Source organism: Pseudomonas artemisiae, from assembly GCF_057128685.1.
In genome coordinates this window covers 1-22,972 of the sequence record NZ_JBSKHS010000008.1, presented here as the reverse complement: position 1 = coordinate 22,972, position 22,972 = coordinate 1, and the positions used below count along the sequence as shown (strand labels likewise).

At 60.8% G+C, this 22,972-nt stretch carries 17 protein-coding genes; 15 read left to right on the top strand and 2 right to left on the bottom strand.

Annotation, left to right across the window (positions count from 1 at the left end):
* Positions 1–141 precede the first annotated feature (141 nt).
* From flgB to ACWKV4_RS11075, 14 genes are all read left to right on the top strand, one after another.
* On the top strand, positions 142–549 hold the full coding sequence (flgB, locus tag ACWKV4_RS11140) for a flagellar basal body rod protein FlgB (protein ID WP_483832144.1): 408 nt from the start codon (positions 142–144) through the stop codon (positions 547–549).
* A 3-nt stretch (positions 550–552) separates the two neighbouring features.
* Positions 553–1,002, top strand: a complete 450-nt coding sequence (gene flgC, locus ACWKV4_RS11135) for a flagellar basal body rod protein FlgC (RefSeq protein WP_483832143.1) — start codon at positions 553–555, stop codon at positions 1,000–1,002.
* A 15-nt stretch (positions 1,003–1,017) separates the two neighbouring features.
* Positions 1,018–1,740, top strand: a complete 723-nt coding sequence (locus ACWKV4_RS11130) for a flagellar hook assembly protein FlgD (RefSeq protein WP_483832142.1) — start codon at positions 1,018–1,020, stop codon at positions 1,738–1,740.
* 28 nt (positions 1,741–1,768) lie between these two features.
* Positions 1,769–3,067, top strand: coding sequence for a flagellar hook protein FlgE (gene flgE, locus ACWKV4_RS11125; protein WP_483832141.1), 1,299 nt, complete (start codon positions 1,769–1,771; stop codon positions 3,065–3,067).
* 48 nt (positions 3,068–3,115) lie between these two features.
* On the top strand, positions 3,116–3,304 hold the full coding sequence (locus tag ACWKV4_RS11120; protein WP_483832140.1) for a hypothetical protein: 189 nt from the start codon (positions 3,116–3,118) through the stop codon (positions 3,302–3,304).
* A 228-nt stretch (positions 3,305–3,532) separates the two neighbouring features.
* On the top strand, positions 3,533–4,270 hold the full coding sequence (gene flgF, locus ACWKV4_RS11115) for a flagellar basal body rod protein FlgF (protein WP_483832139.1): 738 nt from the start codon (positions 3,533–3,535) through the stop codon (positions 4,268–4,270).
* A 63-nt stretch (positions 4,271–4,333) separates the two neighbouring features.
* The gene (gene flgG / locus ACWKV4_RS11110) at positions 4,334–5,119 is read left to right on the top strand and encodes a flagellar basal-body rod protein FlgG (protein WP_483832138.1); all 786 of its coding nucleotides are present in this window, start codon (positions 4,334–4,336) and stop codon (positions 5,117–5,119) included.
* Positions 5,120–5,189: 70 nt separating this feature from the next.
* Complete coding sequence (gene flgH, locus ACWKV4_RS11105) at positions 5,190–5,885, top strand: flagellar basal body L-ring protein FlgH (RefSeq protein ID WP_483832137.1); 696 nt, start codon at positions 5,190–5,192, stop codon at positions 5,883–5,885.
* 12 nt (positions 5,886–5,897) lie between these two features.
* Positions 5,898–7,007 (top strand): flagellar basal body P-ring protein FlgI, encoded by a 1,110-nt coding sequence (gene flgI / locus ACWKV4_RS11100; protein WP_483832302.1) that lies wholly within the window; start codon positions 5,898–5,900, stop codon positions 7,005–7,007.
* A gap of 11 nt (positions 7,008–7,018) precedes the next feature.
* Positions 7,019–8,344, top strand: coding sequence for a flagellar assembly peptidoglycan hydrolase FlgJ (flgJ, locus tag ACWKV4_RS11095; RefSeq protein ID WP_483832136.1), 1,326 nt, complete (start codon positions 7,019–7,021; stop codon positions 8,342–8,344).
* A gap of 10 nt (positions 8,345–8,354) precedes the next feature.
* Positions 8,355–10,397 (top strand): flagellar hook-associated protein FlgK, encoded by a 2,043-nt coding sequence (gene flgK, locus ACWKV4_RS11090; RefSeq protein WP_483832135.1) that lies wholly within the window; start codon positions 8,355–8,357, stop codon positions 10,395–10,397.
* Positions 10,398–10,409: 12 nt separating this feature from the next.
* Positions 10,410–11,978: a flagellar hook-associated protein 3 gene (locus tag ACWKV4_RS11085; RefSeq protein WP_483832134.1), complete on the top strand. Its 1,569-nt coding sequence runs from the start codon at positions 10,410–10,412 to the stop codon at positions 11,976–11,978.
* 323 nt (positions 11,979–12,301) lie between these two features.
* Positions 12,302–15,877 (top strand): glycosyltransferase, encoded by a 3,576-nt coding sequence (locus ACWKV4_RS11080; RefSeq protein WP_483832133.1) that lies wholly within the window; start codon positions 12,302–12,304, stop codon positions 15,875–15,877.
* Between the two features lie 21 nt (positions 15,878–15,898).
* Positions 15,899–19,387, top strand: a complete 3,489-nt coding sequence (locus tag ACWKV4_RS11075; protein WP_483832132.1) for a glycosyltransferase — start codon at positions 15,899–15,901, stop codon at positions 19,385–19,387.
* Positions 19,388–19,418: 31 nt separating this feature from the next.
* On the opposite strand, the gene vioA is transcribed toward ACWKV4_RS11075, so the two are convergent.
* Both vioA and ACWKV4_RS11065 read right to left on the bottom strand, forming a co-directional pair.
* Positions 19,419–20,528, bottom strand: a complete 1,110-nt coding sequence (gene vioA, locus ACWKV4_RS11070; RefSeq protein ID WP_483832131.1) for a dTDP-4-amino-4,6-dideoxy-D-glucose aminotransferase VioA — start codon at positions 20,526–20,528, stop codon at positions 19,419–19,421.
* A gap of 253 nt (positions 20,529–20,781) precedes the next feature.
* Positions 20,782–21,048, bottom strand: coding sequence for a hypothetical protein (locus ACWKV4_RS11065; protein ID WP_483832130.1), 267 nt, complete (start codon positions 21,046–21,048; stop codon positions 20,782–20,784).
* Positions 21,049–21,593: 545 nt separating this feature from the next.
* Here ACWKV4_RS11065 and ACWKV4_RS11060 point away from each other — a divergent pair.
* Positions 21,594–22,523 carry a ketoacyl-ACP synthase III gene (locus ACWKV4_RS11060; protein ID WP_483832129.1) on the top strand — a complete coding sequence of 310 codons (930 nt, stop codon included), beginning with the start codon at positions 21,594–21,596 and terminating at the stop codon, positions 22,521–22,523.
* Positions 22,524–22,972: the final 449 nt, after the last annotated feature.

Sequence of the window (22,972 nt, the reverse complement as noted above, 5' to 3'; positions counted from 1 at the left end):
ACGGGAAAAAGATTGCCGCTTTTCTGGCGACATTTTTCTGGGTTTTATTAATTTCCCTTAAGAAACAGCGCATTACAAAGTTGGCACAGCTGTTGCTATAGCTTGGTTAGCACATCAAGTTTCGCCGCAGAGGTATTGATCATGGGCATTAGTTTTGACAAGGCGTTGGGTATCCACGAGCAGGCATTGAATTTCCGTGCCCAGCGCGCTGAGGTGCTGGCCAACAACCTCGCCAACGCCGACACCCCTAACTATAAGGCGCGGGACGTGGACTTTTCGTCAGTCCTCGCCGCCCAGGCTGAGAAAACCCAAAAGGGTAGCTTTGGCCTTGAGCGTACCAACGCCATGCACCTGGATGCCGAAGGCCTGAGCGCCGATGACGGCACCCTGCAGTACCGCGTACCGACTCAGCCTTCGCTGGACCAGAACACCGTAGACGCGCAGATCGAGCAATCGAACTACGCCAAGAACGCCGTGGACTTCCAAGCGAGCTTCACCTTGTTGAACAACAAATTCCGTGGCCTGGTCACGGCCATCAAAGGGGAGTAATTCATGTCTCTTTCCAGCGTATTCAACATTGCCGGCACCGGCATGAGCGCCCAGACCACTCGCCTCAACACCGTGGCCAGTAACATCGCCAACGCCGAGACCGTGTCATCGAGCATCGACCAGACCTACCGCGCGCGCCATCCGGTATTCGCTACTGTATTGGCCGACCAGGCCGGCGGTACTTCGGGCAGCGGTTCGCTGTTCGAAGACCAGGGCCAGGCAGGGCAGGGCGTTCAAGTGTCTGGCATTGTAGAAGATCAAACCAACCTGGAACCTCGCTACGAGCCTAATAACCCGGCGGCGAACAAAGACGGGTATGTGTACTACCCCAATGTAAACGTGGTCGAGGAAATGGCTGACATGATTTCCGCGAGCCGTTCGTTCCAAACTAACGCGGACATTATGAACACCGCTAAGACCATGATGCAGAAAGTACTGACGCTGGGTCAGTAAGCCAAGGGATAAACCATGACTACCACTACCGATAGCACCAGCGCTTCATTACTTTCGCAATATGAGCTGGGCGCTAAGAAAACCAAGGCTACCGATACTGCATCTTCCGATGCGGCCTCCGCGGCCACCGGCGGCCAAGCCTTGGGTAAAGATACCTTCTTACAGCTGCTGGTGACTCAGCTGAAGAACCAGAACCCACTGGACCCGCAGGACAACTCCGAATTTGTCGCGCAACTGGCTCAGTTCAGTAGCGTGGAAGGGATCAACAACCTCAACACCACAGTGTCTGGCCTGGCGGGCAATTACACCTCCGGCCAGGCGCTGCAGGCGTCGGCGCTGGTAGGCCACACCGTATTGGCGCCGGCCAGCAGCACCGCGGTAAACACCGCCAATGGCTTGACCGGGCAGTTCGATCTGGCTTCGTCGACTACAGGCGCGGTGGTGAAAATCTATGACGCCAATGGCACCTTGGTGAAGAACCTCGACCTGGGTACTCAACAGGCGGGCACCATCGGCTTCAAATGGGATGGCACCAGCAACGAGGGCGCCGTCCTTCCGTCGGGCACTTATAAGTTCGTCGCCAGCGCAGACGTGGATGGCAAGGAAGTTGCTCAAACCATGTATCTGCCTTCCACCGTCACAAGTGTGACGGTCGGCAGCACCGCAGGTGATATGTCCCTTAAATTGGCCGACGGCTCGAGCGTAGCGTTGTCCGCTGTTAAATCCATTGGATCGTAAGCCGGCTAATCGGCACTGGAGATAAACTATGTCTTTCAATACCGGCCTTAGCGGTCTTAACGCGGCCAATACTGCTCTTAACGTAACCGGTAACAACATCGCCAACGTGGCGACTACCGGTTTCAAGAAGTCTCGCGCCGAGTTCGGCGACGTGTATGCCAACTCGCTGTTCCTGGGCAGCTCTAAGAACGGCGTAGGTTCGGGCGTGACCACCGCGGCGGTTTCGCAGCAATTCACCCAAGGCACTATCAGCAGCACCGGCGCTAGCCTGGACATGGCTATCAACGGCAACGGCTTCTTCGTGGTCAGCGACAACGGCAACAAGATCTACACCCGTGCTGGCGCCTTCGGTACCGACAAAACCGGCAACATCATCGACGCCAGTGGCAACAAGCTGATGGGCTATGGCACTGACGGCAACGGCAAGGTCATCGACGGCATCATGACCACCCTGAAGGTGGACACCTCCGCCCTGGCGCCCAAGGCTACCGCCAGCGTGAATGAAACCTTGAACCTGAACTCCAGCGCTGCCGTGCCTACGATCACGCCATTCGATGCCACCGATACCGAGAGCTACAACTACACCTTCAGCACCGACATCTTCGACAGCCAGGGCAACTCCCACACCATGTCGCAGTATTTCGTGAAGGACGACACCAACGCCTGGACCATGTACACCACCATTGACGGTGTAAACCCGGCAAACCCTGCGTCCACCACGCCGTTCGCGGCCAAGATGACATTTAACTCCGATGGCAGCCTGGCGACCACCAACAGCACAGACATGACCGTAGACGCCAACGGTAAGCTGACCATGACCAACTGGGTACCGGCTGCCAAAAACGCGGCGGGTGTGTTGGCCAGCAACGGCACCACCGCAGCGGTCGGCGGCGTGACCCTGAACATTGCCAAGACTTCGTCGTACAACACCACCTCAGCGGTTACGGCCAAGTCTCAAGACGGTTATGCCACCGGCAGCCTGTCGTCGCTGTCCATCGACACCGACGGCAACATCTTCGGTAGCTACAGCAACGGTCAGTCCAAGACCGTTGGGCAGGTAGCCTTGGCCAACTTCGCCAACGTACAGGGCCTGTCCCCTAACGGCGGCACCGGCTGGCGCGAATCTTCCGCTTCGGGCGTACCTATCGTAGGGGCACCCAACAGCGGCACCATGGGAGTGTTGACCGCAGGCTCGTTGGAAGACTCCAACGTGGACTTGACCAGCGAATTGGTGAACTTGATCAAGGCCCAGAGTAACTACCAGGCCAACGCCAAGACCATTTCCACCGAAAGCACCATCATGCAAACCATCATTCAGATGACCTGATCCAAGCCGGGCGGCCCCAGGAGGCGCCGCCCTGGCCTGGGAGCCGCCATGAAAACCTACGTTCACCTGTTGATGATTTTTCTGACAGCCACCAGCGGCCTTGCCGAAGCAGGGGCCGCGCCCTGGTTCAAGTATCAAAGCCTAGCCACCGGGCAGTTTGTCTGCATGCAATCAGACCCAGGCCAAGCTTATCAACGCTTTGCCGGGCCGTTCCAAAACGCCGGGTGTCGCCCGTAATTCGCCGGCGAGCGTTAGCCTTTATCGCCGTCAGTATTCCGCATTACCGCCTTGCACCAGCGGCAAGGCACCGCCGTTTTATCGACGCCAAGCGTCCGCCAGTATTTTGGCTGATCTCTGAAACCCTTGATCTAGAGCCACTTGAGCCATTTTTTAAAACTTGGCCCGCGTATTGCTATAGCTCTGGTACTCAAGTGATTCAGCGGCCTAGCCGCCAAGGAGACGACCATGGATAAGATGCTGTACGTAGCCATGACCGGCGCCAGCCAGAACGCCCTCGCGCAAAAGGCTCACGCCAACAACCTGGCCAACGTGTCCACCAATGGTTTCCAGAAAGACCTGGAGCAGGCCCGCTCCATGCCAGTGTTTGGCGACACCCTGCCGTCCCGTGCCTATGCCATGACCGAGCGCCCAGCCACTGACCTCAGCGGCGGCCCGATGATCGCCACTGGCCGCGACCTGGACGTAGCCATCGGCGGCGAAGGCTGGATTGCCGTACAAGCGCCCGATGGCTCTGAAGCCTATACCAAAAGCGCCAGCCTTAACGTGGACGCGCTGGGCGTATTGCGCACCAGCACCGGCATGGCGGTATTGGGTAACGGCGGCCCGATCGCGGTACCGCCGGAAGAACAGATCGAAGTGGGCCAGGACGGCACCATCAGCATCCGTTCCCTCGGCCAGGCGCCATCGGTGATGGCGGTGGTCGACCGGATCAAAACCGTTAACCCGGGCGCCGCGGAATTGACCAAGGGCACCGACGGCATGATCCACACCAAAAACGGCCAGCCTGCCGCGGTGGACGGCGCCGTATCGATGACCTCCGGTTTCCTGCAAGGCAGCAACGTCAATGCCGTGGACGAGATGACCCAGGTAATGGCGCTTTCCAAGCAGTTCGAGATGCATATCAAGATGATGACGACTGCCAAGGAAGACGATGAAGCTATGGCACGCGTCCTGCAAATGTAGTGGTAACTCACCCTTTTATTGACACCACAGGCGACGCAAACCCGGCGCCCGAAGGAGAACACCATGCTTCCAGCACTATACGTCAGTAAAACCGGCCTGGCCGCTCAGGACACCAACCTGACCACCATTTCCAACAACCTGGCCAACGTTTCCACCACCGGCTTTAAGAAAGACCGTGCCGAGTTCCAAGACCTGCTGTACCAGGTAAAACGCCAGCCGGGTGCTCAGTCCACCCAGGACAGCGAATTGCCTTCCGGCCTGCAAGTCGGTACCGGGGTACGCATCGTCGGCACCCAGAAGAACTTCACCGCCGGTAGCCTTCAGACCACCGACCAGCCGCTGGACATGGCCGTCAACGGTCGCGGTTTCTTCCAGGTGATGCAGCCTGACGGGACCATTTCATACACCCGTGACGGCACCTTCCATTTGAACTCCGATGGCCAGATCGTTACCGCCAATGGCCTGGCGTTGCAGCCTGCCGTGACCGTGCCGGCCGATGCCCAGACCTTCACCGTGGGCACTGACGGTACCGTGTCCATCACCGTGACGGGCAACGCCACCGCTCAGGTGATTGGCAACATCCAGACCGCCGACTTCATCAACCCGGCCGGCCTGCAGTCCATGGGCGGCAACCTGTATCTGGAAACCGCTGCCAGCGGCGCGCCTAACGTAGGTACCCCTGGCCTGAACGGCTTCGGCACTGTGCTGCAGAACACCCTGGAAAACTCCAACGTGAGCACCGTTGAAGAACTGGTGAATATGATCACCACCCAACGCGCCTACGAGATGAACTCCAAGGTGATCTCCACCGCCGACTCGATGCTGCAGTACGTGACGCAAAACCTGTAAGCGCTGTTTGAGAACCCTTAACCGCTTGTTCGAATGCCTGAAGGATCAGTTACACCGTGAGGTCGGAGTCATGAATCGTTTGTCTGCTGTGTTGTTGTTGGCCGGAACCGCTTTGCTCGGTGGTTGCATGTCGCCGCCACCGAAGGCGAACGACCCGTACTATGCCCCTGTGCTGCCACGCACCCCACTGCCGGCGGCCAGCAACAACGGCTCGATCTACCAGGCAGGCTTCGACCAGAACCTGTACACCGACCGCAAGGCCTTCCGCGTGGGTGACATCATCACCATCACCCTGGCGGAGAAGACGTCGGCGAGCAAAAGCGCCAACTCGAAAGTGACTAAGAGCAGTAGCAACAAGCTGGGCTTGACCTCGCTGTTCGGCGGGGGCGTATCGGCCAATAACCCCTTGGGCGGCGGCGACCTTAGCCTAGACGCTGGCTACAGCGGCGACCGCAGCACCAATGGTGATGCCAAGGCTGCGCAAGGCAACAGCCTGACCGGCTCAGTCACCGTGACCGTGGCCGATGTGCTGCCCAACGGGATCATTTCGGTACGGGGCGAGAAGTGGCTCACCCTCAACACCGGACAGGAGCTGGTACGCATCGCTGGCCTGATTCGTGCAGATGACATTGCGACCGACAATACCGTGTCGTCGACCCGCGTGGCCGATGCCCGTATCACCTACTCGGGTACCGGCTCCTTTGCCGAGGCCAGCCAGCCCGGGTGGTTGGACCGCTTCTTCGCCAGCCCGTACTTCCCTTTCTGAGCGCGCATGACCATGTTGAACTTCAAGCAGTTGGTGGCGGCATCCCTGTTGTGCCTGACCGCGCTGGGCGCCCATGCCGAGCGCCTCAAGGACATCGCCAGTATTCAGGGCGTTCGTAGCAACCAATTGATCGGCTACGGGCTGGTGGTGGGCCTCAGCGGCACCGGCGACATGACCACGCAAACGCCTTTCACGCTGCAGACGTTCAACAACATGCTGGCTCAGTTCGGCATCAAGGTGCCCGCCGGGACTGGCTCGGCGCAACTGAAAAACGTCGCGGCGGTGTCCATCCACGCCGATTTGCCGGCGTTTTCCAAGCCCGGCCAGACCATCGACATTACCGTGTCGAGCATTGGTAACTCCAAAAGCCTGCGTGGTGGCAGCCTGTTGATGACCCCGCTCAAGGGTATTGACGGCAACGTGTACGCCATCGCCCAGGGCAACCTGGTAGTAGGGGGTTTTGACGCCGAAGGCAAGGACGGCTCGAAAATCACCGTGAACGTGCCCTCCGCGGGCCGGATTCCTGGCGGCGCAACGGTAGAGCGTTCGGTGCCGAGCGGCTTCGACCAGGGCAATTTCCTGACCCTGAACCTTAATCGGCCGGACTTCACCACCGCCAAGCACATCGTTGACAAGGTCAATGAATTACTTGGCGCGGGAGTTGCAAGTGCAGTGGACGGGGGATCGGTTCGGGTAACCGCGCCGCTTGATCCCAATCAGCGTGTGGACTACCTGTCGATATTGGAAAACCTTGAAGTAGACCCCGGCCAGGCCATGGCCAAGGTCATTATCAACTCTCGGACCGGCACCATCGTGATCGGCCAGAACGTCAAGGTTACGCCAGCGGCAGTCACCCACGGCAGTTTGACAGTGACGATCACCGAAGACCCGATCGTCAGCCAGCCCGGGCCGTTGTCCGGAGGCCAAACCGCCGTAGTTCCACGCTCGAAGGTCAGTGCCGAACAGGAAGCCAAGCCCATGTTCAAGTTCGGCCCCGGAACCACGCTTGATGAGATCGTGCGTGCCGTCAACCAGGTTGGCGCCGCGCCCAGTGACCTGATGGCGATACTTGAAGCCTTGAAGCAGGCCGGTGCCTTGCAAGCCGACCTGATCGTAATCTGAGGTGATGCAGCATGGACATGTCTTCTGGTGGCGGCGCTTCTGGTGTGAGTTCTTCAGGCGCTGATTCTGGCGCCTATACCGACCTTAACCGCCTGAACTCGCTGAAGGTAGGTGATCGCGACAGCGAAGCGAACCTGCGCAAGGTGGCTCAGGAGTTCGAATCGGTGTTCGTGGGGCAAATGCTCAAGTCCATGCGTTCGGCCAACGATGTGCTGGCCAAGGACAACCCCATGAACTCCGAGGCCGTCAAGCAGTACCAGGACATGTACGATCAGCAACTGTCGGTGAGCCTGGCGCACCAGGGCAATGGCATTGGCCTGCAAGACGTGCTTATGCGCCAGCTATCGAAAACCAAAAGCGTGGCCCATACCGGCGCTAACCCCTTTGCTCGCCCCGACCCTTCCCAGCACGCCCTTGGCGCGGTGCGCAACGGTTCGGTCGAGGCCCAAGCCGCGGCAGCGTCCTCGCGCAACGACATGGCCCTGCTCAACCAGCGTCGCCTGGCGCTGCCGAGCAAGTCCGTGGACCGGCTGCTGGCGGGCATTGTGCCGGGCGACACCCAGGCGACCAAGGCCAACACCCTGGTCCGTGGCGACGCACCCCATGCCAACCTGCTGCACCCTCAGGCCACCCATAACCGTATCAACGTGCCAGGCACCGCCCCGGCCAGCGTGGAGGCCGCGGTTGCAAACCGTGCTACTACCGGGCAGAACGACGGCCAGGCGTCCTCCGGCACCGCCTATGGCGACTGGACCCAGCCCTACGCCACGGCGCCCAATGCCCCGGCGGACGGCACCCGTACCTTGGCCCAGGTACCCCTGGCGCCAGGCAAGGCGGCGTTTGCCAACCACGAAGAATTCATCGCCACCATGCTGCCGATGGCCCAGGAGGCCGCCGCGCGCATTGGCGTAGACCCGAAAGTACTGGTGGCTCAGGCCGCCTTGGAAACCGGGTGGGGCAAGTCGGTGCTGCGCCAGGGCGATGGCGCCAGCAGCCACAACCTGTTCAACATCAAGGCAGGTTCAAGCTGGAAGGGCGAGACCGCCCGGGCCGTGACCGCCGAATACGAAGGCGGCCAGGTGGTCAAGGAGACGGCGCAATTCCGCGCCTACGACTCCTTTGCTGACAGCTTCCACGACCTGGTTAACGTGTTGCAGAACAATGATCGCTATCAAGGTGTGGTCGACGCGGCCGATAACCCAGAACAGTTTGTTAAAGAGCTGCAGAAGGCTGGTTACGCGACCGACCCGCGCTACGCGAGCAAGATCGCCTCGATCGCCAAGCAGCTTGAGAGCTACGAGAACTACGCCTCGAGCGGCTCCTCCACGACTTTATAAGGTTTGAACCATGGCGAATCTGATCAACATCGGGCTGTCGGGGCTGTCTACCAGCCAGGCCGCGCTGACCACGACCAGTAACAACATCTCCAACGTGGGCACTGCCGGTTATTCGCGGCAATCCACGGTGTCCAACGCTGGCGCCTTGCAAAGCATCGGTGGCGCGGGCTACGTGGGCACGGGAACGACCTTGGCCGAAGTGCGTCGGATCTACAGCTCCTACCTGCAGAATCAGGTCGCCAGCAGCACCGCCTTGAAAGCCGAAGCCGGCACCTTGTCCACCAACGCCGCCACCATGGATTCGTTGCTGTCGAACAAGACCACTGGCATCACCTCGGTGCTCTCGGACTTTTTCAAGTCGATGCAAACCGTGGCATCCACGCCTAGCGATACCGCGTCGCGCCAGTTGCTAGTGACGGCCGCCAATACCCTGACCAACCGCTTCAATTCCATTGGCGCGCAGATGTCCACGTCCAACACCGACGTGAACAGCCAGTTGTCTCAGCTTTCCGAGCAGGTCAACAACCTGAGCAAGTCCGTGGCTACGCTTAACCAGCAAATCGTGGCCATGTCTGGTACCGGTAGCCCCAACAGCTTGATGGACTCCCGGGACGAAGCCGTGCGCCAGCTCAACGAGTTGGTGGGCGTGACCGTGCAGCAGCGCGACGGCCAGTACGATGTGTACCTGGGCACCGGGCAAACGCTCGTGTCCGGTACTTCGGCCAACACCCTGACCGCCCAGCCCGGCAGTGACCCTAGCCAATACGCGCTGACGGTGAACTACGCCAGCTACAGTACCGACGTGACCTCGGTGGTCAGCGGTGGGCAGATTGGCGGCCTGTTGCGCTACCGCAATGAAGTGCTGCAACCGGCCCAGAACGAACTCGGCCGCCTGGCCATGGTGGTGAGTGATTCGATCAACAGCCAGCTGGGGCAGGGCGTCGACAACAACGGAAATTTCGGCAGCAGCCTGTTCTCCAGCATCAACAGCGATGTGGCCGTGGCCACTCGCAGCCAGGCATCGTCACGCAACAGCGACGGCTCCGGCAACCTGAACGTGACCATTACCAACAGCAGCGCGCTGACCTCGTACAACTACGCGGTGAAGTTCTCTGACGCCAACACCTACACCGTGACCCGTTCCGATGGCACTTCCATGGGCAGCCACTCGTTGAACGAAGACCCGGCGCCAACCATCGATGGCTTCACCCTGGCGCTCAAGGGTAATGCGTTGGTCGCAGGGGACGCCTTTACCGTAACGCCGACCCGCAATGGCGCCGAGCAGATCAAAACCGCCCTGACGGACGTTTCCAAATTGGCCTTCGCCGGCCCTCTGGCGGCCACCAGCAGCTCGGGCAACAGCGGTAGCGGCAGTGTGACCCAGCCCACCCTGACCACCCAGCTTAACGTGTACGACTCCGCCGCCCTGGCCAAGGCCCAGACCGGCATCGAGAACGGCCTGCCGGTCAAGCTGGTGTTCGGCTCGGCCAGCAACGGCGCCCAAGGCTACACCGTGTTCAACGCCAGCGGCGCCAGCATTGGTAGCGGCACCATCGTGCCCAACCAGACCAACACCTTGAATGTGTCGGTGCCTATGGTCGATGACAGCGGCAACCCTATGCTGGGCGCCGATGGCAAGGCCATGAGCGCCAGCTTCCAGATGAACGTCAGCGGCTCGCCCGCGGCCAATGACAGCTACACCGTGGCCTTTAACAGCAACGGCGCTTCGGACAACCGCAACGCCACGGCAGTGATTGGCCTGCAGACCGCGAAAACCGTAGGCACCAATAGCGGTGGCGGTGGCGTGAGCATGACCGGCGCTTATTCCAAACTGGTAGAAGACGTAGGCGCTAAAGCAGCCCAGGCCAGCGGCGACGCGACCGCGACCGCGGCCGTGCTTAGCTCCGCCACCGACAGCCGCGACTCCGTGGCCGGGGTAAACCTGGACGAAGAGGCCGCCGACCTGGTCAAGTTTCAGCAGTACTACACGGCGTCATCGCAGATTATCAAAGCTGCGCAGCAAGTTTTCTCCACCCTGCTCAACGCCCTGTAAGGAGCCCACGACATGCGTATTTCTACAGGCCAGTATTTCGCCAATAGCACCACCACCTACACCAAGAATTTTGGGGATACCTCTAAGACCCAGGACCAGATCAGTTCGGGTCAGCGTATCCAGACCGCCTCGGACGATCCCATAGGCGCCGCCAAGCTGCTGCAATTGCGCCAGCAAAGTGGGGTACTGGACCAATACAAGGCCAACATCACCAGCGCCAACAACTCGCTGCTGTCTGAAGAGAGCGTGCTGTCCAATATCAGCACGGCGCTGCAGCGCGCCCAGGAACTGGCCATTCAGGCTGGCAACGGCGTGTTGACTGACGATGATCGCGTGTCTCTGGCCAGCGAAATTGGCCAGATCAAAGAAACCGTCTATGGGTTGCTCAATACCAAAGACGCCAACGGCCAATACCTGTTCTCCGGCTCCAAGAGCACCACGCAACCTTACTTGCCTAATAGCGACGGCTCCTACACCTACCAAGGTGATGAGACTCAGCTCAGCCTGCAAGTATCGGATGCGCTGTCGGTAGCCACCAATGACACCGGCTTTAGCATCTTTGACTTGTCCACCAACGTAAGCCGTACCCAAACCACTCAAACGGCCCCAGCCACGGTGGACGGCAAGCTGTCGGTGAGCAATGGTCAGTTGGGCGCGTTGACGACGTACAACGAGAAGTTCGCGCCTGGCCAGCCCTATACCCTGACCTTCACCAGCGGTACTCAGTACACCGTCAGCGACGCCCAGGGTAACGACGTAACGGCGCAAACCGGTGGCAAGGGCAGCTACAACTACAACAAAGAAGGCGGTGACAGCATCAGCCTGTACGGCGTGACGTTCAGCGTGGACACTAACGTGGACAAGAGCGAAGACGCCAATGCGGTACTGGCCGGGCGCACCTTCAGCCTTAAAGCCACGCCGGATTCCATCACCGCCAACCGCTTGGCCAGCAACACCTCAACCGCGCAAATGACCGCGGGTTCCGTGACCAATGCTGCTGTGTATACGGCAGGCTTCCCCACCAACGGGGCGGTGATCAAGTTCACTAGCCCGTCGGCCTACCAGGTGTTCGCCCAGCCGTTGAGCGACACCAGCAAGCCAGTGGCCAGTGGTAATTATGACGGCAGTGGCTCGCTGACCACCGCAGGGGTAACGTTCAACATTAGCGGTGCCCCCGCCAGTGATGACCAGTTCACGGTGAGCGCCAACACCCACAGCACCCAAAACGTGCTGGACACCCTGAACCAGTTGCAGGTCGCGCTCAGTACGCCTACTGCCAACAACCCGGCGGCGCAGTTGAAATTGCACAATTCTATCGAGTCGGCCATTGGTAACCTGCAATCGGCGGATAACCGCATCGAGGTCACTCGTGGTTCCATCGGTGCCCGTGGCAACGCCCTGGACATTCAGAGCGCGGAGATCGAAAGCTTGCAGATTGCCAACGCCAGTACCCAGTCCCAGATCGGCGACACCGATATGGCCGAAGCGACGTCCAAGCTTACCTTGCAGCAGACCATGCTCCAGGCCGCCCAGCTGTCGTTCGCGAAAATCTCGCAGTTGTCGCTGTTCGACCGGTTGTAATACCTGTTCGCATAGCAGCCGAGCTTGCTCGCGTCGGCCTTGCCACGGTGGTGAACCCAGCCGCGGCCAAGGCCTGCTGCTACGGGATCTGCGGGCTCAACGTCCTCTGTGGGAGCTGGCGCTAGCCAGCGAATGATCAGCCACCGCGCCTGCCTTGGGGCCCATGGCCCCGATCAATCGGCAAACGTTCCACATACCTTCCTAACGATTCCCGCCTCCCAGCCGGTTTTACGGCACTCGTTTTGCAACCCCTGACCCATGGCACCGTTGCCGTCATTTTTCTGGCCGAGCGTGGGTTATAGCGGCCATCAGGCGAGTTTCCAATGAGATCGACACCGCGGGTTACCCTTGCTGTTCTGGTTCAGGACGCTACTCATTTTTACCGGGCGCTGCACAGTGCACTGGGGCAAACCTACCCTGAGCTGGAAGTGATCGTTAGCGACAGCTCCGGCAACCCCGAGGTTGCTCGTATCATCGAGCAGGCCCGAGGGCAAACCCAGGTGCCGATCAAGCACCAGGCGCATAAGCGCCCGCTGGCTTACCCCGCGGATGTACGCTGGGCGCTGGAGCAAGCAAAAGGGGAATTCGTCAAATTCCTGATCGGTGATGACTGGCTGCTTCCGGCAGTGGTCGCGCGCCAGGTAGACGTGCTGCAAGCCTACCCGGACGTTGGGCTATGCGCGGCGCAGCGCTGGCTGGCGGACCCGGACGGCATCGTGCTGCCAGCTCGCGTGGAAAATACCTCGCTGTTCACAAACGACGTAATACTCAAGGGCGGGGACCTGCTCTCGTTCTTCGAAACCTGGCCGATCAATTTCATTGGCAGCCTCAGCGCCACCTTGTTACGCACCGCCTACCTCAAACGCGTGGTGCCTGCCCTGGCCAGCGCTGGTAGCGAACTGGTGCTGAATTTTGACCTGGCCTTGTATGCGAGCATCTTGCGCCATGGTGACCTGGCCTTGGTCTGTCAGGTGCTGTGCGCCGAACGTTTGCACTCCAGTCGGTATGCCAAGGTCGATGTGCACGCCCGCCGGGCGTTGGAAAAAGCCGTGGTGGTTCGGATGATCGCCCAACTGGGCGGTGAACGCGCGCCCTGGCCGGGCTCGGTTCGCCTGACCGGGTTGAGCTTGCCGCCTCAGCCACAGGATGCGCGGGACTACACCGAATTTCCCATGACTCGCCTGCTGCACGTGCAAACCCTGACTCAAACCGAACGGGTGGGCAGTAGCGCCCGAACCTTTGTCGAGATGTACCGTGAATGGCTGGCCAGCCGAGACTTCCCCGAGGGTTCTGAAGCCTTGCTGGAGGAGCGTGTGAACGGTTGGGCACGGCAGCCACAGATCATGCCGGTGATCATTGCCCGTAACGGCCCGGAGGCGCTGGACGCCACGCTGCGCAGTATCGCGGCGCAAAGCTATGGCGCTTGTGGCTGCCTGGTGTTGTCCAGCGATCAGCTGGAGCTGGAAGGGCGCGGTGAGCATGTCTACGCTCCCCTGACCCCCACGTGGGGCGCCCAGCTCAACGAGCTGCTGGTGCGGCTAGAGGGCTTCGATTGGTTCTACCTGCTCGAAGCAGGGGATACCCTGAGCCGCCATGCCCTGTTGCAAATCGCTGAACGCATCGCTACCGGTGAAGGCATACAGGCTTGCTATAGCGATGAGGACCGTGGCGAGTTGGCCGGTAACCCGGAGCCGGTGTTCAAGCCGGCCTTCAACCTGGACCTGCTGCATGCCTACCCCTATGTAGGCCGCGCCATTGCCTTCTCACGCCAGGGGTTCGCCGACGTCGGCGGTTTCGACGCCGCCACGTTGGACGCTGGGGCGGCTGACCTGTTGCTGCGCATGGCCGAGCACTATGGCTTGGCCAGCGTCGAGCATGTGGCCGATGTACTGCTGCATGCAGGCCAGTCGTATGCCAACTGGTTAGCGCAAGCCCAGGTCACCGAAGGGCATGCTCAATTACTCGCGGGCCACTTGAACCGGCTTGGCCAGGCGTTCGAATGGCAGCCTGTCCAGGTGGGCGGCTTTCGGCGAGCCGCTTACCTGCATGAGCAGCAGCCATTGGTGTCCATTCTGCTGCTAAGCCTGGATGACTCAGCGCTGATGCAGGCCTGCCTGGATAGCCTGCTGGAACAAACCCGCTACAGCCACTACGAAGTGCTGCTGGGTGTGGAAGCGAGCGCCAGTGCCGAGACTCACGCCTGGTTGCAGGCGCTGGCAGCCATCGGTGGCGGGCGGATTCGCGTGCAGGAACAGCCCGCCGGGCAGGTGAAGGGCGTTCGTTACAATGCCTTGGCCGAACAGGCCCAAGGCGACTACCTGCTACTGCTCAGCGCTGATTGCCGGGCCATCGAGCCCCAATGGTTGGACGAACTCCTGGCCTGTGGTCAGCGCCCGGAGGTAGGCGTCACAGGCGCTAAACTCCTGGGCCCGAGCGGGCGTATCGAACACGCTGGGTTGATCCTAGGCATGCGCGGTATCGCCGGTTCTCCTTTCTTGGGCGAGGCACCTGGCGCGCGTGGCTACCTGCAGCGCCTGGCGGCCCCGCAAAACTACAGCGCGGTCAGTCAGCATTGCATGCTGGTGCGCAAAGGGCTGTTCGAGCAATTGGGCGGGCTGAGCGATGGCGCGGTCGGCGAGCAATGCGCGGACGTCGAGTTTTGCCTAAGGGTAAAAGATGCCGGCGCCTTGATCGTGTGGACGCCCCAGGCGGTGCTGGGCTACCGCGCTCGGCCGCAAGCCCCACGGGAAGGCATGCCCACCTTCGAAGAGGCGGCCACCGAGGCCTATCGCCGCTGGTTGCCTCGGCTGGTGGCTGACCCTGCCTACAACCCCAACCTAACGCTCAACAGCGCCAGCTTCGGTCTGGATGCCGGCCTCAAGCGGGATTGGCAGCCCTTCGAGCAACGCCTGCGCCCACATTTACTCTGCCTGCCCATCAACCCTGGCGCGGTGGGCCATTACCGGTTGATCCAGCCGTTCCACGAGTTGGAGCGGGCCGCCATGGCCACGGGCCTGGTGTATTACGGCGTGCCTTCGCTAGTGGAAATGGGCCGGATCCGGGCTGACTCGGTTATCTTCCAGGGTCGTTATAGCCGGCGCGCCTCTGAGGGTATTGAGTCCTTCAAGCGGTACACCTCGGCGTTCAGGATCTTCGAACTGGACGACTACCTGCTGGACGTACCTGGGGCCAATGAACACAAGCGTTTCCTGGCCAAGGAAATCCAGGCCTCGTTGCGCCACAGTGTTGGCCTCTGTGACCGGTTGGTAGTGTCCACCCAAACCCTGGCCGAGGTAATGGCTGACATGAACGGGGACATCCGCGTGGTGCCCAACATGTTGCCTCCCGATCGCTGGGTACACCTGCAAGGCCAACGGGGTACCGGCACCAAGCCGAGGGTGGGTTGGGGCGGCGGGACCAGCCATACCGGCGACCTGCTGTTGATCAAAGACGTGGTCAAGGCACTGGCCAACGAAGTGCATTGGGTGTTCTTCGGCATGTGCCCAGACGAGCTACGGCCGTACATCCACGAGTACCACGAGCCGGTGTCCCTGGAAAAGTACCCGGCCAAGCTGGCCAGCCTCAACCTGGACCTGGCCGTGGCACCGCTGGAGCAGCACATTTTCAACGACTGCAAAAGCAACCTGCGGCTATTGGAATACGGCGCGTGCGGCTTCCCGGTGGTGTGTACCGAAACCCGCAGTTACCGCGGCACCTTGCCTGTGACCTTGGTCGCCACCAACAGCACGGAGGAGTGGATTGCCGCCATCCGTGACCAGTTGGCCGACCCGGCCGCCAACGCTGCAAAGGGCCAGGCCCTGCGCCAGACCGTCCACCGCGACTTCATGCTCCATGGCCCGGCGCTACAGCGCTGGCTGGATGCCTGGACCTGCGCCTGATACCTATTAAAAGGAGCTTTCATGGGACCCTCGGCACTGGTCAGCATCGTAATACCGGCCTACAAGCCCACCTTCTTCGAAGCGGCGCTGCGCAGCGCCTTCGCCCAGGACTACCCCTCGGTGGAAATCGTTATCGGCGATGACTGCCCTACCGAGGCGGTGCAGGCTATCGTCGAGCGGCTACGGCCGCACAGCCCCTGGCCTATCGACTATGTGCGCAACACCGTGCAGCGTGGTGAGGCGGGGAACGTGACCGAGGGCGTGCGCCGCGCCCGAGGCACCTATATCAAACTGCTCTACGACGACGACCTGCTGATGCCCAGCTGTGTACGCCGCCAGGTGGAAGCGATGGAGGCCTATCCAGGCCTGACCATGGTCACCGCCCGCCGACAATTGGTCGATGAGCAGGACCAACTGCTGCCTGATACCTATGCCACGCGCTTTCCTTTCGCCGAGAGCACACGGGTGCATGGCGCGGATCTGGCCTCCTTCCTCGGCGAGTACACCTACAACTTCATTGGCGAGCCTACCTCGGTGCTCTGCCGCCGAGCAGACTTGTTAGCCTTTGGCGACGGCCTCTTCAGCCTGGATGGCCAGGCCATCTCTTGGGTCGGGGACCTGGCCATTTACGTCAAGCTGCTGCGCCAGGGAGACCTGGCCATGCTGGACGAGTGCTTGTCCAGCTTCCGCGTATCCGTGCACCAATCCAGCCAGGGCGGGCGGGATGACCACAGCGGCCCGCGGGCCTTTCATCAGCTGTTCAAGCAGCTTCTGCAGAAATTGGGCTGGGTCCGCCCGGCGCAGCATAATGCGCAAGTGCGGGCAGCGCCCTTGGCAACCAGGCTCATGGCCGAAGAGGGCACGCCGGTGGACCTGCGTGGCTGGCTCCATGAGGTGCTGCCAGGCTTTGCCCAACCCGCGTTCAAACACTGGCTACAGGCTCGGCAACTAGGCCCGGCGCGCCAGGCCAAGATCGATGCCTACGCCCAGGCCCAGGGCGCCCCTGCGGTATTGGTGGTCATCAACGACCTGGCCAATGATGAGCGCCGCTTGCTGCACAGCCTGGCCAGCCTGGATCGACAGGCGCCATTGCTGGCCAATACCACCGTGGTGATACTCTCCAGCCGGCCTAACGTTGGCAGCGGCCGTGTGGAAGACCGTTTATATTGGGTGAGCAGCGATCGCGGGCAGCGGGCCGGCCACTTGAATCAGCTGGTGGACGAGCTGGCCTTTGACTGGGTGATCAGCCTGGACGCCGGCACGCGCTTCAATGCCGATGCGCTTAGCGTTACCTGGGTAGAGTTGATGAACAATCCCGCCTGCCCGGCGATATTTTGCGACCAGGTGTACCACGATGGTCATGGCGGCTTGTGGCCGTTGCTGCGTGGTAATTTCAACCTCGACCAATTCCTTGGCGCACCAGCGGCCATGGCTGGGCACTGGCTGTTCCGGCGCGATGCCCTGCTGGCCATGGATGGGTTCGATGGCAGCTTGCCTGGTGCCCTGGCGTTCGACCTGGCCTTGCGCCTGATCGAAGCGGGCGAGCTGGGCTTTGGGCACATCAGCGAGCCTCTGGTGACGTGCGAAGCTTTGCCCTTGCAGCCCTGTGAAGACGAACGCAAGGCGCTGTTGGCGCATCTACGGCGTAGAGGCTATGCCCAGGCTCAGGTGCAGGAAGCCAGCCCACGGCAATACCTGCTCGATTACGGTCACCTGGCCCCAGGCCAGGCGGCGCCCTCGGTGGCAGTGTTGATAGCCGCTGAAGGCCCATTGGATACCCTCAAGCGTTGCGTCACCAGCCTGCGGGTGCTGGGCAGCTACCCCCAAGCCCAGGTGGTGCTGGTGGAAACCGAGGGGACTGGCGCTGAAGCAGGTACCTGGATGGACGATCTGGCCCGTGAAGCGCCCAAGCAGGTGCTGGCAGTGCGCAGCCCTCGGCCCTTGGCGCATAACACCGCCCTCAATGGCGCGGTAGAGGCGCTGGACCATGATTATCTGATAATGCTAGACCCCGCCTGCATCCTGGTGGAGCCACAGTGGATCGAGCTGCTGCTGGACCAAGCCATGCGTCCAGAGGTCGGGGCGGTGGCCGCCCGCCGGGTGGAGCGGGGCGAGCGGTTGCAAGACACTGGCATTCGTCTCGGGCTCCGGGGGCCAGCGAGTACTGCGCTACTTACCCGCCAAGAGGGGCCAGTGGAGTACCTGCAGGTGCAGCGCAACGCGGTGGCACTGTCGGGGGGCTGCCTGATGGTTGCCCGGGCGATCTTTCGCCAGGTCGGCGGTTTGGATGAGCAGCGCTTCGGGCAGCGTTGGGCCGATACGGACCTGTGCCTGAAATTGCATTGGGCCGGTTACCTCAACGTATGGACGCCACGGGCCTGGGTGGCATTGACCGAACCTGTACTTCAGGCCGAGGCCAGTGCCACCACCGCTGCCGATACGCAAGCCATGTATGCCCAATGGGGCGCGTCCCTGGGGCGTGACCCCTATGCCAGCCATCTGTACGCCCTGAGCGGCAATGGCTTTGACTTCGACCCCGACGCGCAGATTCTATGGCGGCCCTTGGCCTTTGCTGGCTTGCCTGTGGTCATAGGCGCGGGCCACCCTGGCGTGGCCGACCCACGTATCGGTCAGCCGCTGCAAGCATTGCGCGCGGCGGGCCTGCTAGAAGGCGGTTTGGTACCCGATGCGCCAGGGATAAATGAGTGGCTGCGCTTGGTGCCGGGGGCGGTGGTGTTGCCCTTTGGTCTGGAACCACAGGATGACGGCCTGAATGCCATGGACGATCAACTGGTGCCATGCCGGCTGTGCGACTTGGCCCTGGCTGAAGACACCGCTCTTGCGCGGCGCCCCTTGAGCGAGGCGCTGGCAGGTTTCGATAAAGTGCTGGTTGCCACCGCCGCTCAGGCTGAGCAAGTGGGCCCGGCCCATGCACGGGTCGAAGTCTTGCCCCCCGCACTGCCGCCTGCCTTGTGGCAGGGCCTGGCCTCGGCCGCGGCCGACGAAGGTCAGCCACGCCTGGGCCTGGTGTGCGAAGCTCAGAGCACACTGGACCTGCCCCTGCTGGCCAGCCTGCTGGGGCGGTTTGCTGGGCGCGTCCGTTGGGTCGTTTACGGGCGTTTGCCAGAGGCCCTGCGCCCTTGGGTAGATGAATTCCACCCCGTGGTTGCACCGCATCGTTATCCCCACGCCCTGGCGAGCCTGGGCCTGCACGCGGCGGTGGTTGCCCCGGCAGCCGCTTTCCGCGCCTCGGCCCTGGCTGAGCAACGGGTACTGGAGCATGGCGCCTGCGGCACGGCGGTGCTCAGCACTCAGCCCTCGGCATGGCCGGTAAGCTTGGCCAGTGCCAACCTCGAAGGGCTAAGCGCTGCGATCGAAGGCTGGTTGAGCAACCCTGCCCAGCGGCAGCGCGAAGCCGCAACGCTGCGCACCCAGGTGCTGGCCCATGGGCTATTGGAGGGCGAACAGGCTCAGCACTGGTTAAAGGCCTGGTCACCCTTGATCGCCTGACCGTGCGGCCAGATCAGGCTGGCGCCGGGGGTTAGCGACCCTGGCGCAGCAATTGGCAAATGGTATCGACCACCTCGTCGGGCAGGTCCGGGTAGATTGGCAAGCACAGGATCTGCGAGCTGATCTGCTTGGCCACCGGTAGCTTGCTCAGGTCCGCCGAGGGCAGCCCACGGTACATAGGGAATTCACAGATCAGCGGGTAGAAGTACCGGCGGGCCAGAATGTCATGCTCACGCATCAGCGCGTACACCTGGTCCCGACTAAGCCCGTAGCCTTCGGTCACCAGGATGGGAAAATACGAATAGTTAGGCTCGTGGCCCTGGGGGTGGTTGAACATCTCCAGGCCAGGGATTTGCCCGATAGCCTCCCGATAACGCTGGTCGATGCGCTGGCGCATGCCCAGGGCGCGGTCGATGTGCTTGAGCTGTAACAGGCCGAAGGCTGCGTTGATCTCACTCATCTTGCCGTTGATCCCAGGGGCGACCACGGTCACTTCATCGGCGAAGCCAAAGTTCTTCAGGTAGTCGATGCGCTTTTTAGTCTTGGCGTCTGGGCAGACGATGGCGCCGCCTTCAAAGGTGTTGAACACCTTGGTGGCGTGGAAGCTAAGAATCGACAGGTCTCCATGGCGCAGGATGCTGGTGCCATCCTGGCGCACGCCAAAAGTATGAGCGGCATCGTAGATCACCTTCAATCCGTAGTTATCGGCGAGGGCTTGAATGCGGCCCACGTCGCAGGGCGTGCCGTAGCAATGCACCGGCAAAATGGCGCTGGTTTTGGGCGTGATGGCTTTCTCGATGCTGGCCGGGTCCAAGTTGCAGGTCACCGGGTCGATGTCCACGAACACCGGCGCCAGGTCATTCCACAACAGCGAGTGGGCCGTGGCCACGAAAGAGTAGGGCGTGGTGATGACCTCACCCGTGATGCGCAAGGCTTGCAGTGCCGTCACCAAGGCCAGGGTGCCGTTGGCAAACAAGCACAAGTGGTCGACCCCCAGGTATTCAGCCAAGGCGCTTTCCAGCTGCTCATGGAAGGGGCCACCGTTGGTCAACCGGCGGCTTTCCCACATCTGCTCCAGGTAAGGGAGGAACTCTTCCAGAGGCGGCAGAAGGGGGCTGGTGACCGGGATGACTTTTGACATAACCGAGCGACTCCACAGAGCAGGCCGCGCTCTGGGCAGGGCCGTCAAAAAAACGGCCCGCGGCGGCAATGCCAGGGCAACAGCAAATACTTTGCCAATGCCGAGATACAAGGCCAGAGGGGGGCTGAAGGCCTGACAGCGGCCGCAAGGCATGCCGGCATCAAGCAGGCGTTCCAGGCAGAGAGGGGCAGTCGCTGCGAGGCCGAGCAAGAGCTCGGCCCGAGCGTCGGACGGTTATATAAGCAGTTAAACCTTAAACCATTCGCTCTGCGTCGTTTAGGCTGCCGCGTGGCGAATTACCGGCTTCACTAAGGCTTTCATGCGCGTCGTAGAAACTGTCGTCGTCACTTTCTTCAGCGTCGGGCTCTACCGTTGGCCCGTCAGGAATAGGTACGCTGCCTTGTGTTTGGTCGATATGCTCAGGCCTGCCCAAATACCCGTCCAGCATCAATGAGGCGTTGTCCGCCACATGCTGGCCAGTAACAGCGGTCGTTACCCACGCCGGTATAACCAGCGCCATCGAACCCGCGACGGCAGCTTTGCCAGGTCTTGCTCTTTAGTGATCGGGCCAATTTCTCGGGCGTGTTCCGTGCTGGCTGAGGGCTGTACAGCGGGTTGGGCGGAACCTCCCGAGGGCTGTACATGATGGGTAGGGAGTAGCGTGTTGGTGTTTACAGATGCGTTATTGAAAAGTCTCATACTGGAGCCTCTCGTCCGTTAGAGCCCCTGTATGGCGCCAGCGGCGGATCGGTTCCATTGCTTCGACATTTTCATCAAATTTACATGAAAGTGTGCATCTCAAACCTTTGGCGCGGCGCCTTTGATACCGGGGGTTGGCCTGGTTTACGGCTACTGGCGCTCCTACGCTGGGTCGCTCATCATTAAATTCATGCCAGGCGGCGTGACCTCAGGGTCATTTTGCGCATCTTCACACTATTGTACTCTGGGGCTTCAAAGCCGATGGCTGCCTGTAGCCTTGGCCTTGAGTAGCCAACCGGGGTTTCGTCAGCGCTACCCCATGGGTGGCAGCGTGTATTTCTAGCATTCTTTTTTTGGGAAGCCAGGATGATTGGCATCAAGAGCATAGCGAGTTACGTACCGGCCCAAGGCCTGGACAACTACGCGCAAGGTGCGAAATTTGGCAAAGATGAAGACTTCATTATTGGCAAGATCGGCTCGGCCTTTCTGCCACGCAAAGCGGCCGAGCAAGAAACCTCGGACCTGTGCGTGGAAGCCGTCAACGCCTTGTTCGCCAAAAACCCGGCCCTCGACCGCGCAACCATCGATGCGTTGATCGTGGTAACCCAGAACGGTGATGCCGAAGGGCTGCCTCATACCGCCGCCATCGTGCAAGACAAACTGGGCTTGCCCACCGGCATCGCGGCCTTTGATATCTCCCTGGGTTGCTCGGGGTATGTCTACGGCATCTATGCCTTGAAAGGCTTTATGGAAGCAGCCGGTTTGAAGAACGGGTTGCTGGTTACCGCCGACCCCTATTCGAAGATCGTCGACCCTGAAGACCGCAATACCACCATGCTCTTCGGCGATGCCGCCACCGCGACCTGGATGGGGGAGGGTGCGACCTGGCAGTTGGGCAAGAGTTTGTTCGGTACCGATGGCTCTGGCGCGCCTCACTTGAAGGTTGAAGATGGCACCTTCTTTATGAATGGCCGCCAGGTATTCAACTTCGCCTTAATCAAGGTGCCGGCTCATTTGCACGAGCTGCTGGAGATGTCCGGTTTGACCGCCGCCGACATCGACGCGTACTGCATTCACCAGGGCAGCGCGGCTATCGTCGATGCCGTGGCGCGGCGTTTCGAAGAAGATCAGCCCGAGAAGTTTGTGAAGGACATGATGGAAACCGGCAATACGGTGTCGTCCAGTGTGCCTCTGCTGTTGGAAAAACACCTGTTCGACAGCAGTTGGAAGCGTGTGGCTATCAGTGGTTTTGGCGTAGGGCTGTCCTGGGGATCGGCTATCCTTTATCGGGACTGACAGGTCCCAGTCACTGGCAGGCCCTGAGTGAAGCTTCACCGCGCCTGCCATGGCTTTCCAGGCGCGCGGGTGGCTAGGGCCGTGTACCGCAACGCAAACCTTGCAATGCCATTTTTGTGTAGCCCTATCTAAGTTACCCCCACCTATGTATACAACTTGCAGCGACCGCTAATTGCCAAGACAGTCACATTTTGTTTTCCCGTCACGCGTTTTCTTAACGCCACAAGTGATTGAAACTACTGGCTAAAAATCGAATATCAAAAAAAATACGAAAAGCCCCTCAAGCAAGCGACTGACACGACGATAACTACTACGAAGGTTCTCTAGGCCATACCGGCTCAGACAGGGCCGGATAGCCAAGTACACATCACTCCCGAGGGATTCGTCATGTCGTTGACCGTTAACACCAACATCGCTTCGCTGACTGTTCAAAACAACCTGAACAAAGC

Excerpts from the sequence above, each read along its gene's own strand:
- flgF (WP_483832139.1), top strand. The coding sequence starts at position 3,533 with ATGGATAAGATGCTGTACGTAGCCATGACCGGCGCCAGCCAGAACGCC.
- flgH (WP_483832137.1), top strand. The coding sequence starts at position 5,190 with ATGAATCGTTTGTCTGCTGTGTTGTTGTTGGCCGGAACCGCTTTGCTC.
- ACWKV4_RS11060 (WP_483832129.1), top strand. The coding sequence starts at position 21,594 with ATGATTGGCATCAAGAGCATAGCGAGTTACGTACCGGCCCAAGGCCTG.
- ACWKV4_RS11075 (WP_483832132.1), top strand. The coding sequence starts at position 15,899 with ATGGGACCCTCGGCACTGGTCAGCATCGTAATACCGGCCTACAAGCCC.
- vioA (WP_483832131.1), bottom strand. The coding sequence starts at position 20,528 with ATGTCAAAAGTCATCCCGGTCACCAGCCCCCTTCTGCCGCCTCTGGAA.
- ACWKV4_RS11065 (WP_483832130.1), bottom strand. The coding sequence starts at position 21,048 with ATGGCGCTGGTTATACCGGCGTGGGTAACGACCGCTGTTACTGGCCAG.
- flgJ (WP_483832136.1), top strand. The coding sequence starts at position 7,019 with ATGGACATGTCTTCTGGTGGCGGCGCTTCTGGTGTGAGTTCTTCAGGC.
- ACWKV4_RS11080 (WP_483832133.1), top strand. The coding sequence starts at position 12,302 with ATGAGATCGACACCGCGGGTTACCCTTGCTGTTCTGGTTCAGGACGCT.
- flgE (WP_483832141.1), top strand. The coding sequence starts at position 1,769 with ATGTCTTTCAATACCGGCCTTAGCGGTCTTAACGCGGCCAATACTGCT.
- ACWKV4_RS11085 (WP_483832134.1), top strand. The coding sequence starts at position 10,410 with ATGCGTATTTCTACAGGCCAGTATTTCGCCAATAGCACCACCACCTAC.
- flgI (WP_483832302.1), top strand. The coding sequence starts at position 5,898 with ATGTTGAACTTCAAGCAGTTGGTGGCGGCATCCCTGTTGTGCCTGACC.
- flgB (WP_483832144.1), top strand. The coding sequence starts at position 142 with ATGGGCATTAGTTTTGACAAGGCGTTGGGTATCCACGAGCAGGCATTG.
- ACWKV4_RS11120 (WP_483832140.1), top strand. The coding sequence starts at position 3,116 with ATGAAAACCTACGTTCACCTGTTGATGATTTTTCTGACAGCCACCAGC.
- flgG (WP_483832138.1), top strand. The coding sequence starts at position 4,334 with ATGCTTCCAGCACTATACGTCAGTAAAACCGGCCTGGCCGCTCAGGAC.
- flgK (WP_483832135.1), top strand. The coding sequence starts at position 8,355 with ATGGCGAATCTGATCAACATCGGGCTGTCGGGGCTGTCTACCAGCCAG.
- flgC (WP_483832143.1), top strand. The coding sequence starts at position 553 with ATGTCTCTTTCCAGCGTATTCAACATTGCCGGCACCGGCATGAGCGCC.
- ACWKV4_RS11130 (WP_483832142.1), top strand. The coding sequence starts at position 1,018 with ATGACTACCACTACCGATAGCACCAGCGCTTCATTACTTTCGCAATAT.